The following is a 16,124-nucleotide window of genomic DNA, read 5'->3' on the forward strand; positions in this document are numbered from 1 at the left end:
ATAATAAACAATTGTAGAATAAAGGCAGTATACTTTTTTTCTATTTTAAAATAACAGGCACATCTAGTTTTAGTCTGTTTAAAACATTTAAAGTAAAGTTTCCTGAAAATTATTATTTTTGGCTGCCTCAATTAAAATAATAATGATTAGCTTTTTAAAAATCGATATTGCAAATAATAGAATTTTTGGTCTTGATATCCTTAGATGTTTGGCTATATTATTTGTAGTTTTTGGACACGGGAATCTTTTTTTTTCTAGCACAACAGCAAAATATCTCGATTATTTTGTACTAGATGGTGTAAGTATCTTTTTTGTCCTGAGCGGGTACTTGATAGGCGGCATTCTCATCAAGGAGCTTGAAAACAAACCATTTTCTAAAGAAGTTCTTTTTAGTTTCTGGAAAAGAAGATGGTACAGGACGCTCCCTAATTATTTTTTAGTTTTAACATTCCTTGTTTTTCTTAGCTATTCTTTCAGTAATAATTTTCAAATAGCTAACTCAATAAAATATTACATTTTTAGTCAAAACTTGTACTACCCTCATCCAAATTGGTTTCCTGAAGCTTGGAGCTTAAGTATTGAAGAATGGTTTTACTTAATTGTACCAATAATTTTACTAATAATTATTAAATCATTCAATACGAGTGCAAAAAAGGCTATTTTAATCACCGCCGTTTTGGTAATCTTAGCTGCAACACTTTTTAGATATATAAAAAGTTTAGAAATTGTTTTGGAAAACAGCAAAGACTGGGATATCAATTTCAGAAAACAGGTTTTCACCAGAATAGACAGTATTATGTATGGAGTCACTGGTTCGTACATTGCATATTATTATAATAATTTATGGTATAAATACAAAAAAATAATGTTTGCATTGGGATTAATTTTGCTGCTATATAATAAGTTTTTTATTAAATCAGATTTAAATTCTCTGCATGCATGTGTATTCACTTTTTCTTTAAATTCTATTGGAACACTATTGCTTTTACCTTTTTTAAGCGAAATAAAAACCGGCAAAGGCAAGATTTATAAAGTTGTAACCTATATTTCTTTAATTTCTTATTCGATGTATCTACTAAATCTTACTTTGGTTAAAAACTGGATTGTATCAAATATAGAAATTGACTTGATCAACTCTTACATCACGCTATTAATTAAATACATTTTGTATTGGTTTTTCACGATTGTATTATCAATTTTACTGTATAAATATTTCGAAATTCCGACAACCAAACTTAGAGATAGATAATCAGTTTAGTTTTCCCTCATATTTTATAAAATCCGGAGAGAATCCTGTAAAGTATTCCAGTCACTAAAAAGGTAATTTTAAGATTTTACTTTTTTATGCCTTTATCATTATGGAAAATTTCTTTCAGGATGTCATCAACCACCTAGAAAGCTATTACAATAGCATTGTCGATCTTACGCCAAAATTTATTCTGGCAATTTTAGTTATTCTCGCTTCATGGTTTATTGCCAGTCGTGTCGGTATTTTTGCTGGTAACCGACTTAAAGCAAAAATGCACGACCGCCTTTTGGCTGTTTTTATAGCTCGTTTAATTAAATCGGTTTTGATTATTATCGGAATCTTGTTTATGTTCCGAATTATTGGTCTCGAAGGTGTTGCGCAGAGCATGCTTGCAGGTGCCGGAATTTCGGCTTTTGTAATTGGTTTTGCGCTTAAAGATATTGGCGAAAATTTCCTTGCCGGAATTCTACTAGCTTTTAAACGTCCTTTTAACATTGGAGATATTATCGAAAGTAATGGCGTAAAAGGCGAAGTCATTAACCTCAATCTTCGTGATACCGAAGTAAAAAGCGACTCTAAAATCATATACATTCCAAACGCGCTTCTTATAAAAAACACGCTCATTAACTATAATAGCGGAGGCTTTCTGCTCCAGACTTTTACCGTAGGTTTAGAATACGGTTCTGATTATACCAGAGCCATCGAGCTGGTCAAAGAGGTTTTGGGAAACAGCGAAGAAGTAACTGAAAAAGATCATGAAAACGCCGCTGTAATTACCGATGTCGCCGCAGCAGGTGTTATTCATTTAAATATCAGATATTGGGTTAAAACTGGCCCATATAACGAAAATTCAGAATGTCGTTCTAAAATTATTGCGGCTGTTTTGAAGAAATTGAAAGAGAATGAGTTTGTGTTGAAATAGAGGTACTAAGGTTCTAAGATACTAAGCTTCCTTATTTGCCTTTAAAAATGTAAATTTCTTTATTAAACAAGATTTATAATTCCAAAAAAACGACTGCAGAATGTTTAAATTGGAAATCTTAATTTAAAAAAGAATTGGACTTGCGACTCAATAAACAAATTGCTTATTACCTTTGATAGAACTAACCGTAACTATCAAAAATGAAAAATATAATCTTAATCGTGTTTGTACTTTTTTTAAGCTGTAAAGAATCTGACAGCAAAAAGATGATTTCAGATAAATGGTACGGAACTTATTCATTGGCGCTAAATGAAGACAGTGAGGACTGGAGAGACGCGCATTATATTTCGTTAGTCATTACTAAGGATTCTATTATGTATGAAGCCGAAGGATATCAATTGTTTCACTCCTATAAACTTTCTGCTGTCGAAAATGGTAATACTTTAAAGTTAACATTTAGTAAAGCATTGAGAAATACTGAAAGCGTGACTTTAGAAAAAACAAAAGATTTTGGCGTTTTAACTTTACAAAATAATAGCTACACTTGGGAGAGTCCGTTTATGGATGCCTATTATAATGATGGAAAAAAGAAAAAATATGTTTTGAAGAAAACAAAAGGAATTAGCGACTAATCAATAAAAGATTCCTAAATAACTCTATAGCTTTTTAAAGATACATCCAAAAGATTTCCCATCTATTTCTTCTAAAATTTCCCAAGTTAGAACACTAAAATATTGTTAGTTTATAAATCCTACCCACAAAAATTTCTTTTTTATAAATTTATAAGCAAAACATTCCGATTTTAGCGTCACCTATACTATCATTAAAACCTCATTTTAAATGAATAAAAATATAAGCGCTCTTTACGAAATCGCTCAAAAAGAGACTCGAAAAATACTAGGTTTAATGTCTGGAACCTCGCTCGACGGACTCGACCTGGCTCTTTGCGAAATTTCGGGAGAAGGCAGCAATACAAGCGTCAAAATCCAACATTTTGAAACCATAGATTACAGCGACGATATTAAAACCGAAATCAGAAAAGTATTTGCACAGAAAACAATCGATTTTCAGCACTTGGTTTTACTAAACGAATGGATTGGAGATTTACATGCTGGAATGATAAACGATTGTCTTTCTAAATGGAATATTCCCGCAAGCGAAGTCGATTTAATTGCCTCTCACGGACAAACGGTTATGCATGCGCCAAAGTTTTTGCATCAGCAGGAAAAATTTCCAAATGCCACACTGCAAATTGGCGACGGCGATCATATTGCGGTAAAAACCGGAATTATCACACTTTCAGATTTCAGGCAGAAACACGTTGCGGCTGGCGGCGAAGGAGCGCCTCTAGCGGTTTACGGCGATTATTTATTATTTAGCAAAAAAGGCGAAAACAGAATCATGCTGAACATGGGCGGTATTGCAAATTTCACGTATTTGCCGGCCTCGCAAAACGCCAACGAAGTTTTTGTAACCGATACCGGAACTGCCAATACGCTAATTGATATTTTTACTAAACATTTTTTTCCTGAGAAAAGTTTCGACAAAGACGCAGTTATCGCCAAAAAAGGAATTGTTAATCAGGAACTTTTGAAAGAATTAAAAAGTGATACTTTTTTCGCGAAAAGCTTTCCAAAAACAATCGGGCAAGAATTGTTCAACTTCAATTTTGTGAATGCTGCGCTGATAAAATTAAACTTAGAAAATATTTCGGCATCAGATTTGTTGGCGACTCTAACACGCCTTAGCGCCGAAACGATTGCCGAAGCGGTTTTGTTTGTGGTACAAAATACTAAAACGCCAATTGAAGAGTTTACAGTGTATATGTCTGGCGGAGGCGCAAGAAATCCGTTGTTGGTAAGCTGGTTAAAAGAGTTATTGCCTTGTAATTTTGAGAAAAGCGACGTTCTCGGAATTTCAGGCGATGCGAAAGAAGCTGTTTTGTTTGCCGTTTTGGCTAATGAAACTGTCTCTGGAGGAAATTACAATTTCGGTTCCCAAAAAGGAATCCCATCTGTGACAATGGGGAAAATTTCGTTTCCTGATTAAAAAATGAGATAGCCACGAATTACACTAATTGGCGCGAATTTATTGCCACAGATTAAAGGATTTTTAGCATTAATCATTTTTATCTTTATAATCTGTGGCTAAAAAAGTTGCCACCAATTGCACTAATTGGAGCGAATTTATTGCCACAGAGTAAAGGATTTTTAGGAATAATCATTTTTATCTTTATAATCTGTGGCTATAAAAAGCGGCCACAAATTACACTAATTGGCACTAATTTATTGCCACAGATTAAAGGATTTTTAGAATTATCATTTTAATCTTTATAATCTGTGGCTAAAAAAGTTGCCAACAATTGCACTAATTGACGCGAATTTATTGCCACAGATTAAAGGATTTTTAGGAATAATCATTTTTATCTTTATAATCTGTGGCTAAAAAAAGTGGCCACCAATTACACTAATTTTCACGATTTATTCTTTAAAAGAATGATTGCGAACAAAAATTAGTGCAATTCGTGTAATTCGTGGCAAAAACAAACTATTTTTGATTCCTGTTAAAAAGAACATTAAAATGCATAAAAAGCAGCACGTAGTATTCTCTATCTTATTTTTATTTTTGTTTGGATGGCTATCTTCCGCACAGGAAAAAATAATGCATCCTAAAAACGAATTTAGAGGAGTGTGGATAGCAACCGTAGTCAACATTGATTGGCCAAAAGCACCTGCCGACACTGTTGAAAAGGAAAAAGCTGATTATCTTGAAATTTTGGAGGCTTATAAAAAACTAAATTACAACGCTGTAATCGTACAGGTTCGTAGTGTGGGCGATGCTTTTTATCCTTCGCAGATGGCTCCATGGTCTCGTTTTTTAACAGGCAAAGAAGGTCAGGCACCAAATCCATATTACGACGCACTGGCCTGGATGATTGATGAAGCCCACAAAAGAGGTTTTGAATTCCATGCGTGGCTGAATCCGTATCGTGCTACTTTTGATTTAAATAAAAACCTTTTAAGTCCGAACCATGATATTTTCAAACATCCTGAATGGATGATTGAATATGGCGGGAAATACTATTACGATCCTGCCCTGCCAGAAGTTCAGGCGCATTTAACAAAAGTGGTAAAAGAAGTAGTCGACAAATACGATATCGATGCGATTCATTTTGATGATTATTTTTACCCGTATGCCGTTCCCGGAAAGGTATTTAACGATTCGGCTTCATACAAAAAATACGGAGCTGGCTTAAGCCTTGCCGACTGGAGACGTGCAAATGTAAGCAGCTTTGTTCAAACTATTTCAACAACCATCAAATCAAGCAAACCTTGGGTTCAGTTCGGAATCAGTCCGTTTGGGGTTTGGAGAAATAAATCTCAAGATCCGAGAGGTTCTGAAACACAGTCGACATCTAATTACGACGATTTGTATGCGGACCCCGTTTTATGGATGGACCAAAAATGGATTGATTACATTTTGCCTCAATTGTATTGGAGCATGAATAATCCAAGAGCGTCTTACTCGAAATTGGTAAAATGGTGGTCCGAAAACTCCAATAATACTGCAATCTACATTGGTCATGCGTCCTATAAAATAAGAGGAGATGCCGACAAAAGCTGGAATTTTGCGTACGAAATTCCAAATCAGATTGATTTTGCCAGAAGTTTTAAAAACGTTAGCGGAAGCGCCTATTTCAGCGCTAAATGGTTTATGGGCAAAAACTTTGACATCGTTCGTCTTTTAGAAGAAAATCAGTATAAATATCCTGCTTTGCCTGCAGCAGTACCAAACTTGAAACACGTTATTATTGATACCCCAAAAACTGTAGAATATTCTAAGGATAGTGTTAGCTACAATTTTACATTCAACAGTCCGCTCAACACCAAGGTTCGTTACATGGTGGTTTATGGAGGCGACCATATTTCGAAAATCAACACCAATGACCCTTCAAAAATTGTTGAAAAAGTAACCATAAAAGAAATAGATGGAAAAATCACCTTCTCTATTGCTGCAGGAAAATTAAATCTTTACAAAGCCTGCGCAGTAACTTTTATTGATTATTATGCCAACGAAAGCACACCAACCACAATAGATTTAAAGAAACCTTTTAAAAACTATATTCCAGCTCAGCCTAATGAAAACAGATAATAAACCTTGGTTCTGGATTCCACTTCTGAACTTTGCATCCGGATTGCCTTATGCCATAATTATTTCAGTTTCGGTAATTATGTACAAAAATCTGGGAATTTCAAATGAAGATATCGGAGTCTACACGAGTTTATTATATCTTCCTTGGGTAATCAAACCAATTTGGAGTCCGCTTATTGAATTAATCGGAACCAAAAGAAAATGGTTTTTATCGATGCAGTTATTGATTTCGATTGCTTTTCTATTAGTTGGATTTACGATACCGACAAATGGATTTTTTATGATGTCGCTGGCCATATTCTGGGTTGCGGCCTTTGCTTCGGCTTCAAATGATATAGCGACTGACGGTTTTTATTTATTGGTTTTACCAGAAGACAAACAATCTTTCTTTATCGGAATCAGAAGTACTTTCTACAGACTTTCAATGCTTGCCGGAAACGGATTAGTAGTACTTTTTGCGGGTTATTTAGAGCATAAATATGGCGACAATACAAAAGCATGGTCCTACACTATGATTTGCGTTGGTTTATTAATGACGTTTATTACAGTTTACAATTTCATTTTTACTCCCAAAAATGAAATCAATGCAACAGAAAGTAAAAAAGAAACTACTCACCAAAACTTCGGAACCATATTTATCAGTTTCTTCAAGAAAAAACAAATCGGATTAATTCTGGCTTTTGTTCTAATTTTCAGATTAGGAGAATCACAATTACTTAAAATGTTAAGTCCGTTTTTACTAGATTCGAAAGAGCTTGGTGGAATGGGATTAGATACCGAAGCTGTCGGCATTATTTACGGCACGTTTGGAGTTGCAGCATTGACTTTAGGCGGCATTTTGGGAGGAATTGCCATTTCCAGACATGGCCTTACTAAATGGATGTTTCCAATGTTTTTAGCCATGCATTTACCAATTATAGGTTTTATTTTATTAGCATTTTTTCACCCAACATCAATTTATTACATTTATGCCGTGGTGATTTTAGAACAATTTGGCTACGGTTTTGGTTTTACAGCTTTTATGATGTATTTGATTCATGTTGCCGAAGGAGAATTCAAAACAGCACACTATGCGCTGGCAACCGGTTTTATGGCGTTAGGCATGATGCTTCCGGGAATGATAAGTGGTTATATTCAACAATATTTAGGCTATCAAAACTTCTTTATTTGGGTTTTCATCGCCACAATTCCAGGTCTTATTTTATCACGTTTTTTAATTTTCCCGAAAGACTTCGGGAAAAAATCTCAAGAAGTTTTTTAACCCCAAATCAAACATCTTACCTATGGAAATCAATGAAAATTTACAGGCCGAACGCAATCTGAAAGGAAGTGAGTTCGAAAAAAACGGAAATCTTGAAAAAGCAATTGAATTGTATGAAGAGAATGTATCGGAAGGCTTTAAAGGAAATCACCCTTATGATCGACTGGCAACGATCTACAAAAACCAAAACGATCTAGGAAATGAAATCAGGGTTTTAGAAAAAGCCATCTTGGTCTACGAAGAAATCACAGTTGAAGATCGACTAGAAGGACTTCCAAAACTTTTTCGTTTCAAAAATAGATTAGAAAAAGCAATCGAAACCAAAAAACAATTGGCTAAACAAAAGAAAGCAAAGTTGAAATAACTAAATTAAGTTAAGCTTAATTTTCTTTACCATTAAGCCGTTAAGTTCCTAAAGCTTGACTTAAATCACTTAATATCCAATGGTAAAAAAGGATAACTAAATTTTTATTGAAATGGTTACTTTAAAACGCACTAATTCAGACGATATCGATTTTATAGGTCTTGTAGCTTTACTAGATATGGATTTGGCCATTAGAGACGGTGAAGACCATGCTTTTTACAATCAGTATAACAAAACCGACAAAATAAAACACACGATTGTTTATTACGAAAACGGAATTCCGGTTGGTTGCGGCGCTTTTCGCGAAAAGGAATCAGGAACAACAGAAATTAAAAGAATGTATGTGCATCCTGATCACCGAAAAAAAGGAATTGCATCGGCTATTTTGAAGGAACTCGAAATCTGGGCCAAAGAGGTCGGTTATGCGTATACGGTTCTAGAAACTGGAAAAAAACAACCGGAAGCTATCAATTTATACCAAAAATTACAATATACTATCATTCCCAATTATCCGCCATACGAAGAAATGGATAACAGTGTCTGCATGAAAAAGACTTTATAATAATGAAAATCACCGCTGAAGCTTTACGACAAAGAATTGGACAATTCTTTTTTCCTGCCGTTTTTATCAATGATAACGAAGAAAATATTCAGGAAATGGAACGCCTTATTGCAACATATAATATTGGCGGACTGACGTTTTTTCACAGTCGTGCAAGCGCGGCAACGAATTATGAAAGCAAACAAAAAATTGTTTTCAACGATGACAGTTACGAAAAAATCAAAGCTTTGATTATCCGTTATCAAAAAGCGTCCCCAACTCCACTTTTGATCAGTATTGATGCGGAATGGGGATTGGCAATGCGCATCGAAAAAACACCACAATATCCGTACGCAATTACGCTTGGCGCTTTGCCAGAAAACAAATCAAAATTGGTTTACGAAGTTGGAAAACAAATTGGCTTAGATTTAAAAGCAGCGGGAATTCAGTACAATTTATCGCCTTTGGCAGACATCAACAACAATCCAAACAATCCGGTTATTGGCTATCGTTCTTTTGGTGAAAACAAACAAAAAGTAGCCGATTTTGCTGTTGAATATTTAAACGGAATGTCGGAAGTTGGTGTTTTAGGCTGTTTGAAACACTTTCCTGGACATGGAAATACAAACGTCGATTCGCATTTAGGATTGCCTGTTTTAAAGGAAACTTTGGAAGAATTGATGGAAAACGAATTGTATCCATTCATCAAAGGAATTGAAAACAATGTAGACTCGATTATGATTGGGCATTTGGCTGTTCCAAGTTTAAATGACGGAAAAGATACTTCCGCAACTTTATCAAAAGCCGTTATTCAAGATCTTTTGCGTGATAAATTAGGTTATGATGGCTTGGTAATTTCTGATGCTTTGAACATGCACAGCGTTTCTAAATTATACGAAACCAAAGGCCAATTAGAATGGGAAGCTTTCAACGCTGGAAATGATGTTTTATGTTTTGCCGAAAATGTTCCCGACGGAATTGAAGCAATCTATAAAAATGCTTCTCCAGACCGCATTTTCGAAAGTTACAACCGAATCATGAAAGCCAAAGGAAAAGCCGGAATTCTTGCTGGAAATACAACGGCTTCAGGCGAATTAGATTTCGAAAAAACATCTCAACTAAATCTTGAAATTGCTCAAAATGCAATTACAAAAATCATTGACAATTCAAGTTTAGAATTGGCTTTTGATGCTCAGAAAAACAATCAATTAGCCAAACTGAGTTTTTATAAAAATACGGAGAACACTTTCTTCAAAACTTTAAATACAGAATTGCCTTCAGCAGAATTTGCTTTTGAAAATTTAGAAGTCTCAAATATTTCATTCATCAAAAAAGAATTAGAAAATTTTGAGACGATTTTAATTTCGTTATTTGTTCCAAAAGCAAAACCACTGAACAATTTCGAAATTGATAATGAAGTTTTAGAATTGCTTTCTCATTTACTTCAAACCAAAAAATGCATCGTATTTGTTTTCGGAAATCCGTATTCTTTGCCATTAATTCCGAACTTAAAAGAGGCTTTTGGCTTGGTTGAAGTGTATCAGGATTTTGAAGAATTTCAAAAAACAGCTGGCATTCAATTTTTAGAGAAAAATAGTTCCAACGGCGTTCTACCTGTAAACATTGATATTCAGTAAGTTAAATCATGAAATAGTCAAAATTTATCAACTTATAAATATTTATAATCACATCTTATTGTAAGAATCTGCACTTATGCCCTACTTTTGCACCAGAAATAAATTTTTAACGTAAAACGAAAAATATGTCTTTAGTAGGAAAAAAATTCCCAAGTATTGCAGTAGATGCTATCTCAGAAATGGGTGACAACTTAAAAATCAACATTTTTGAAGAAGCAGTAAACAACAATAAAAAAGTACTTTTATTTTGGTACCCAAAAGATTTCACTTTTGTATGTCCAACAGAATTACACGCCTTCCAAGCTGCATTACCAGAATTTGAGAAAAGAAATACTATCGTAATTGGTGCTTCTTGTGATACAAACGAAGTTCACTTTGCTTGGTTAAATACTCCAAAAAACAATGGTGGTATCGAAGGTGTTACTTACCCAATCTTAGCAGATACAAACCGTAACTTAGCTAACATTTTAGGTATTCTTGATATCGAATCTACAAGCTACAGCGAAGATACAGATTCAGTTATCATCGAAGGTTCAAACGTAACTTACAGAGCTACTTACCTAATTGACGAAACTGGAAAAATCTTCCACGAAAGCGTAAACGATATGCCATTAGGACGTAACGTAAACGAATACTTAAGAATGGTTGACGCTTACACTCACATCCAAACTAAAGGTGAAGTTTGTCCTGCAAACTGGGAAGCTGGTAAAGAAGCTATGTCTGCTGACAGAGTTAGTACTGCTGAATACTTAAGCGCAAACTAATTCTTTTTTAAGGTTCTGAGGTTCTAAGATACTAAGGCACTAAGCTTTTTTACTGAACTTAAAATCTTAAATAAAAATCTACAATATAGTTCATCAGGTTCTAAGAATAAAACTTAGAATCTTAGAACCTTGATGACTTAAATCTCAAAAAATAATTTTAACGTTAAGTCTTTCTATGGACTAAGGGAAAAAACTTAGAACCTTAGCACCTCAGCGACTTAGCACCTTAAAAAATAAAAACTATGTTAATCGACTTAAACGAAGATACATTAGCAGATTTAGTTGCTAAAAACGAAAAAGTAGTTGTGCAATATTCAGCTTCATGGTGTGGAAATTGCCGTATTATGAAACCAAAATTCAAAAAATTAGCAACAGAAAATGAAGCTATCACTTTTGTTTTGGTTGATGCAGAAAATTCTCCAGAATCAAGAAAATTAGCTAATGTGAGCAACCTGCCGACATTTGCTACTTTCGTAAATGGACAATTAGTTGGCGAAACGCAGACTAACAAACAAGAAGTTCTTATCGATCTTGTTAATGCAATTGCTTAATTCATCATTTAAAACTCCACAACATGAAATTACCAGTAATTAAGCATTTAACACAATTCATCGAAGAAAACGATCAAGATTATATCATCGAAACAATCGAAGTTTTGGAAGCGATGACCGAAATTCCTTCTCTTAAAGACGAAGAATTAGATGTAATCGGCGAATTGATTTCCAATATGTATGGTGCTCTTGAAGTACAAAAATTAGTTGCTCAGGGAACCGACAAAAAAGAAGCCCTAAACACATTCATGAAACGTGTTTTAGGCTCAATCGATAAATAAGTCGACCTCCTTCCCAAGAATAAAAACAAAAAACAAGGCTGAGAAAGCGTTTCTATTTTAGAGACGCTTTTTTTAGTTTACAGTGGTCAGTTTTTTTAGTACTCAGTGGCAGTCGCAGTTTTCAGTTTCGTTTTAAATAATCTTTGTCAGGCTGAGTGGAGTCGAAGCCCACGCAAAGTAAAACAAATCTAAAATCTACCCTCTAAAAATCTAAAATTAATTAGATAAATTCGTGAATTTGTGGCTACCCAAAAACCATCCTTAATCTCTCCTTAAACCCTTAACAAATACTTTTAGATTCAAATATTAATCCTTACTTTTGAACCTCATTAATTTTAAACAAAAATCATGGCATCTATCACATTAGGAGGAAATCCAGTTCATACATCAGGCGAATTACCAGCAGTTGGATCACAACTAGCTGACTTCAGTTTAGTACAAAACGATTTATCAGTTGCTTCTTTAAGCACTTTTGCTGGTAAAAAATTAGTTTTAAATATCTTCCCAAGTGTTGATACTGGAACATGCGCAGCATCTGTTAGAAAATTCAACGAAAGTGCTAGCGGATTAGAAAACACAACCGTTTTATGTATTTCTAGAGATTTACCATTCGCTCAAAAACGTTTCTGTGGTGCTGAAGGTTTGGAAAATGTAGTAAACTTATCAGATTTTCAAGACGGTGCTTTTGGTAAAGCAAATGGTTTAGAAATCGTTGACGGACCATTAAAAGGTTTACATTCAAGAGCAATTATTGTTGCTGACGCTAACGGAAAAATTCTTCATACAGAACAAGTTGCTGAAATTGCAAACGAACCAAATTACGAAGCTGCACTAGCAGTATTATAATATTTTCCGCTTAATGGAGTTTCAAAAAGACAATACTTTTATTTCAGGGCGTTTAAAAAGCGTGACTTATGCTTTTAAAGGCGCTCTGAAATTAATAAAAACCGAACACAGCATCATGGTGCAGTTCTCATTAGGAATCATCATGACCATTGCCGGGTTTTATTTTCATATTTCACAAACCGAATGGCTTTGCCAGACTTTGGCAATCGGTTTGGTTTTGAGTGTTGAAGGATTAAATACCGCAGTTGAAAAAATTGCCGATTTTATCCATCCCGATTACAGCAAACGAATCGGTTTTATTAAAGATATTGCTGCAGGGGCAGTATTTTTTGCTGCAATGACTGCAATAGCAATAGGCTTGATTATTTATATTCCAAAATTTATTTAGGCAACAGGAAAGCAAGAATGGCAAAAACAAGCAAAAAAGAAACTTTAGACAAAAAAAACGAATCAAAAGAAAACAAAAAACACTTTAAAATATCCAAACAGCAAAAGTTTGTTTTGGGTTGTCTGTTGGTGCTTTTTTCTATTGCGTTATTAACCGCATTTATTTCTTTTTATGTAAACGGCCAATGGCAGACCGACCAAAGTGCAGTTGATCATCTTGGCGACCGTGAAGAAGTTGTACAAAACTGGCTTGGAAAATTTGGAGCCTATCTTGCCGATTTGACAGTTTACAGAGGTTTCGGACTCGCTTCTTTTTTATTCGTACGCCTTTTTTTCCTTACAGGAATGTTTCTTGCATTGGAGCTTTCGACCAAAAAACTAAAAAACACTTGGTTTTGGGATATTTTTGCCATTATAGTCGTTTCTGTCCTTTTTGGTTTTTTTGCTACTTCGGCACCAGAATTAGGAGGTACAATTGGTTACGAATTAAACCTATTCCTTCAGGACTATATCGGAAAAACAGGAACATTGCTTACATTGCTATTCGGCCTAATTGTTTACCTAATTTTCAAAATTAATTTATCTCCAGAGAAAATCCAATCATACTTTGATTCGACTAAAAAAGAATTTAAATCAGAATTAGAGACTTTAAAACCCGTTGCTAAAGAACCAGAAAGCGCCTATAATCTAGAAGAATTTGCTATTGAGGATGAAAGCGATCCTGAAATAGATAATATTCATATCAAGACAGTAGATTCGCAGTTCGAAATCAACAAAGAAGCTTTGAAACCTACTATTTCTCATGCTTCTGAGATTGAGTTAAATCCGATTTTAAAGCCAATTACCCCAAAACAAGAATTGCCATTAGTTTCTCCAGACGAAGCTTTTGTAATCGAAAAATCTGAAGAAGAAGACATCATCGAAGAAAACCTAGCTTCTCGATTGGTGGCCGATTTCGGATTATTTGATCCTACTTTGGATTTATCGAATTATAAATTTCCGACTATCGATTTATTAAAAGAATATTCGACTGGCGGAATTACAATCAATCAAGAGGAATTAGAAGAAAATAAAAACAAAATTGTAGATACACTTCGCAACTACAAGATTGAAATTGCACAAATCAAAGCAACCGTTGGTCCGTCGGTAACTTTATATGAAATTGTTCCTGAAGCGGGAATTAGAATTTCTAAAATCAAAAGCTTAGAAGATGATATTGCATTATCATTATCTGCATTAGGAATTCGTATTATTGCGCCAATTCCAGGAAAAGGTACTATCGGTATTGAGGTTCCGAACAAAAACCCAACTATGGTTTCTATGAAAAGCGTTATTGGAGCAGCCAAATTCCAAGAAGCCGAAATGGAATTGCCAATCGCTTTAGGAAAAACCATTTCTAACGAGACATTTGTAGTCGATTTAGCAAAAATGCCTCACTTATTGATGGCGGGTGCTACTGGACAAGGAAAATCGGTTGGTTTGAATGCTGTTCTGACTTCCTTGTTGTACAAAAAACATCCTGCTGAAGTAAAATTTGTTTTGGTTGACCCTAAAAAAGTAGAGCTTACGCTTTTCAACAAAATTGAAAGACATTATCTGGCAAAACTTCCAGATACAGAAGACGCTATCATTACTGATAATGCAAAAGTAGTCAACACTTTAAATTCTCTTTGCGTTGAAATGGACAATCGCTATTCTTTATTAAAAGACGCGATGGTTCGTAATATCAAAGAATATAATGAAAAATTCAAATCAAGAAAATTAAATCCAGAAGCTGGACATCGATTTTTGCCTTATATCGTATTAGTTGTCGATGAGTTCGCCGATTTGATTATGACTGCAGGAAAAGAAGTCGAGGTTCCGATTGCGCGTCTGGCTCAATTGGCGCGTGCTATTGGTATCCATTTGATTATCGCAACACAAAGACCATCTGTAAACGTTATTACAGGTTTAATTAAAGCCAATTTCCCGGCGCGAATTGCTTTTAGGGTAACTTCGAAAATCGATTCAAGAACGATTTTGGACACTCAAGGCGCCGATCAACTAATTGGACGAGGAGATTTACTTTACACAAACGGGAATGATGTAATTCGTGTTCAATGCGCTTTCATCGATACGCCAGAAGTCGAAAAAATTACAGATTTTATCGGCGCACAAAAAGCATATGCCACAGCATATTTACTTCCAGAGTTTGTTGGAGAAGAAAGTGGCATCAATCTTGATATAGATATTTCTGAAAGAGATACTTTATTTAGAGAAGCTGCAGAGATTATTGTCAATGCACAGCAGGGTTCCGCTTCATTGCTGCAACGAAAATTAAAATTAGGTTATAACAGAGCCGGTCGCTTGATCGATCAGTTGGAAGCAGCAGGAATCGTCGGACCGTTTGAAGGCAGTAAAGCACGCAGTGTAAACATCTTAGACTTAAATGCTCTTGATCAATTTTTTAATAATGAACAAAATTAATCCAATCATGAAAGCAAAATTTCAAGAAATCAACAACAATTCTATCACAAGCATGACTAAAAAGTGTTTTCAAATGGCAATTATCATGCTTTTGAGCTTCACTTCTATGCAGGCGCAGGATAAAAAAGCCAAAGATTTATTGAACGAAGTGACTTCAAAAATAAAAAGCTACGACAACATTGTTATCGATTTTAAATATTCGCTCAACAATTCAAAAGAAAATATAAATCAAGACAGCAAAGGAAATGTCACCATGAAAGGCAATCAATATGTATTGAATTTCATGGGCGTAACTAAAATTTTTGATGGTCAGAAAACCTATACTATTGTTCCTGAAGACGAAGAAGTAACGATATCTAAAGTAAACGAAAAGGACGATAATGCAATCACTCCTTCAAAAATGCTTACATTCTTTAATTCTGGATACAAGTACAATATGGATATCGTTCAGAATGTAAAAGGAAGAAAGATTCAGTACATCAAATTAGTTCCTACAAGCGGAAAAGACCAGCGAAAAGAAATTTTATTAGGCATTGACGTTCAGACCAAACACATTTACAATTTGATTGAAACTGGAAAAAACGGAACAAAAACGACTTTAACCGTTAATTCTTTTAAAACCAATCAGCCTTTATCAAAAAATCAATTTACATTTGTAGCGAGTAAATACCCGAAATACTACATTAATAAATTAGATTAATTA

The 16,124-nt window shown here is 34.6% G+C and carries 16 protein-coding genes; all 16 read left to right on the plus strand.

The features are described from left to right. Positions 1 to 142 precede the first annotated feature (142 nt). The 16 genes from E0W73_RS05820 to E0W73_RS05895 all read left to right on the plus strand — a co-directional run bounded on the left by E0W73_RS05820 (position 143) and on the right by E0W73_RS05895 (position 16,121). Positions 143 to 1,249, plus strand: a complete 1,107-nt coding sequence (locus E0W73_RS05820; RefSeq protein WP_135221150.1) for an acyltransferase family protein — start codon at positions 143 to 145, stop codon at positions 1,247 to 1,249. Positions 1,250 to 1,358: 109 nt separating this feature from the next. Next, on the plus strand, positions 1,359 to 2,171 hold the full coding sequence (locus E0W73_RS05825; RefSeq protein WP_135221151.1) for a mechanosensitive ion channel family protein: 813 nt from the start codon (positions 1,359 to 1,361) through the stop codon (positions 2,169 to 2,171). A 200-nt stretch (positions 2,172 to 2,371) separates the two neighbouring features. After that, entirely contained in the window at positions 2,372 to 2,803 is a 432-nt protein-coding gene (locus E0W73_RS05830) for a hypothetical protein (RefSeq protein ID WP_135221152.1), read from the plus strand. Between the two features lie 208 nt (positions 2,804 to 3,011). Beyond that, a complete protein-coding gene (locus tag E0W73_RS05835; RefSeq protein ID WP_135221153.1) occupies positions 3,012 to 4,220 on the plus strand; it encodes an anhydro-N-acetylmuramic acid kinase in 1,209 nt (402 codons plus the stop codon). 531 nt (positions 4,221 to 4,751) lie between these two features. After that, positions 4,752 to 6,323: a glycoside hydrolase family 10 protein gene (locus E0W73_RS05840; protein ID WP_135221154.1), complete on the plus strand. Its 1,572-nt coding sequence runs from the start codon at positions 4,752 to 4,754 to the stop codon at positions 6,321 to 6,323. Then, entirely contained in the window at positions 6,310 to 7,584 is a 1,275-nt protein-coding gene (locus tag E0W73_RS05845; RefSeq protein WP_135221155.1) for an MFS transporter, read from the plus strand. The genes E0W73_RS05840 and E0W73_RS05845 overlap by 14 nt, the downstream gene beginning before the upstream one ends. 22 nt (positions 7,585 to 7,606) lie before the next feature. After that, positions 7,607 to 7,948: a tetratricopeptide repeat protein gene (locus E0W73_RS05850; RefSeq protein ID WP_135221156.1), complete on the plus strand. Its 342-nt coding sequence runs from the start codon at positions 7,607 to 7,609 to the stop codon at positions 7,946 to 7,948. Positions 7,949 to 8,060: 112 nt separating this feature from the next. Continuing rightward, complete coding sequence (locus E0W73_RS05855) at positions 8,061 to 8,510, plus strand: GNAT family N-acetyltransferase (RefSeq protein ID WP_135221157.1); 450 nt, start codon at positions 8,061 to 8,063, stop codon at positions 8,508 to 8,510. Positions 8,511 to 8,512: 2 nt separating this feature from the next. Next, the gene (locus tag E0W73_RS05860) at positions 8,513 to 10,126 is read left to right on the plus strand and encodes a glycoside hydrolase family 3 protein (protein ID WP_135221158.1); all 1,614 of its coding nucleotides are present in this window, start codon (positions 8,513 to 8,515) and stop codon (positions 10,124 to 10,126) included. A 125-nt stretch (positions 10,127 to 10,251) separates the two neighbouring features. Beyond that, positions 10,252 to 10,890 (plus strand): peroxiredoxin, encoded by a 639-nt coding sequence (locus E0W73_RS05865; RefSeq protein WP_053471125.1) that lies wholly within the window; start codon positions 10,252 to 10,254, stop codon positions 10,888 to 10,890. 242 nt (positions 10,891 to 11,132) lie between these two features. Next, a complete protein-coding gene (locus E0W73_RS05870) occupies positions 11,133 to 11,441 on the plus strand; it encodes a thioredoxin family protein (protein WP_007805605.1) in 309 nt (102 codons plus the stop codon). Between the two features lie 23 nt (positions 11,442 to 11,464). Continuing rightward, positions 11,465 to 11,722, plus strand: coding sequence for a DUF6952 family protein (locus tag E0W73_RS05875; RefSeq protein WP_008462029.1), 258 nt, complete (start codon positions 11,465 to 11,467; stop codon positions 11,720 to 11,722). Positions 11,723 to 12,070: 348 nt separating this feature from the next. After that, positions 12,071 to 12,568, plus strand: a complete 498-nt coding sequence (gene tpx / locus E0W73_RS05880) for a thiol peroxidase (RefSeq protein ID WP_135221159.1) — start codon at positions 12,071 to 12,073, stop codon at positions 12,566 to 12,568. A gap of 13 nt (positions 12,569 to 12,581) precedes the next feature. After that, positions 12,582 to 12,956 (plus strand): diacylglycerol kinase, encoded by a 375-nt coding sequence (locus tag E0W73_RS05885; RefSeq protein WP_135221160.1) that lies wholly within the window; start codon positions 12,582 to 12,584, stop codon positions 12,954 to 12,956. A gap of 17 nt (positions 12,957 to 12,973) precedes the next feature. After that, a complete protein-coding gene (locus E0W73_RS05890) occupies positions 12,974 to 15,421 on the plus strand; it encodes a DNA translocase FtsK (RefSeq protein ID WP_135221161.1) in 2,448 nt (815 codons plus the stop codon). A gap of 7 nt (positions 15,422 to 15,428) precedes the next feature. Next, on the plus strand, positions 15,429 to 16,121 hold the full coding sequence (locus E0W73_RS05895) for a LolA family protein (protein ID WP_135221162.1): 693 nt from the start codon (positions 15,429 to 15,431) through the stop codon (positions 16,119 to 16,121). Positions 16,122 to 16,124: the final 3 nt, after the last annotated feature.

Source organism: Flavobacterium foetidum, from assembly GCF_004634245.1.
In the GTDB taxonomy this organism is placed as follows: Bacteria; Bacteroidota; Bacteroidia; order Flavobacteriales; family Flavobacteriaceae; genus Flavobacterium; species Flavobacterium foetidum.

What these genes read in the sequence shown, in the direction of transcription:
- E0W73_RS05830 (WP_135221152.1), top strand. Translation starts at nt 2,372, where the DNA reads ATGAAAAATATAATCTTAATCGTGTTTGTACTTTTTTTAAGCTGTAAA.
- E0W73_RS05895 (WP_135221162.1), top strand. Translation starts at nt 15,429, where the DNA reads ATGAAAGCAAAATTTCAAGAAATCAACAACAATTCTATCACAAGCATG.
- E0W73_RS05875 (WP_008462029.1), top strand. Translation starts at nt 11,465, where the DNA reads ATGAAATTACCAGTAATTAAGCATTTAACACAATTCATCGAAGAAAAC.
- E0W73_RS05885 (WP_135221160.1), top strand. Translation starts at nt 12,582, where the DNA reads ATGGAGTTTCAAAAAGACAATACTTTTATTTCAGGGCGTTTAAAAAGC.
- E0W73_RS05870 (WP_007805605.1), top strand. Translation starts at nt 11,133, where the DNA reads ATGTTAATCGACTTAAACGAAGATACATTAGCAGATTTAGTTGCTAAA.
- E0W73_RS05835 (WP_135221153.1), top strand. Translation starts at nt 3,012, where the DNA reads ATGAATAAAAATATAAGCGCTCTTTACGAAATCGCTCAAAAAGAGACT.
- E0W73_RS05850 (WP_135221156.1), top strand. Translation starts at nt 7,607, where the DNA reads ATGGAAATCAATGAAAATTTACAGGCCGAACGCAATCTGAAAGGAAGT.
- E0W73_RS05845 (WP_135221155.1), top strand. Translation starts at nt 6,310, where the DNA reads ATGAAAACAGATAATAAACCTTGGTTCTGGATTCCACTTCTGAACTTT.
- E0W73_RS05825 (WP_135221151.1), top strand. Translation starts at nt 1,359, where the DNA reads ATGGAAAATTTCTTTCAGGATGTCATCAACCACCTAGAAAGCTATTAC.
- E0W73_RS05860 (WP_135221158.1), top strand. Translation starts at nt 8,513, where the DNA reads ATGAAAATCACCGCTGAAGCTTTACGACAAAGAATTGGACAATTCTTT.
- E0W73_RS05820 (WP_135221150.1), top strand. Translation starts at nt 143, where the DNA reads ATGATTAGCTTTTTAAAAATCGATATTGCAAATAATAGAATTTTTGGT.
- E0W73_RS05840 (WP_135221154.1), top strand. Translation starts at nt 4,752, where the DNA reads ATGCATAAAAAGCAGCACGTAGTATTCTCTATCTTATTTTTATTTTTG.
- E0W73_RS05865 (WP_053471125.1), top strand. Translation starts at nt 10,252, where the DNA reads ATGTCTTTAGTAGGAAAAAAATTCCCAAGTATTGCAGTAGATGCTATC.
- E0W73_RS05855 (WP_135221157.1), top strand. Translation starts at nt 8,061, where the DNA reads ATGGTTACTTTAAAACGCACTAATTCAGACGATATCGATTTTATAGGT.
- tpx (WP_135221159.1), top strand. Translation starts at nt 12,071, where the DNA reads ATGGCATCTATCACATTAGGAGGAAATCCAGTTCATACATCAGGCGAA.
- E0W73_RS05890 (WP_135221161.1), top strand. Translation starts at nt 12,974, where the DNA reads ATGGCAAAAACAAGCAAAAAAGAAACTTTAGACAAAAAAAACGAATCA.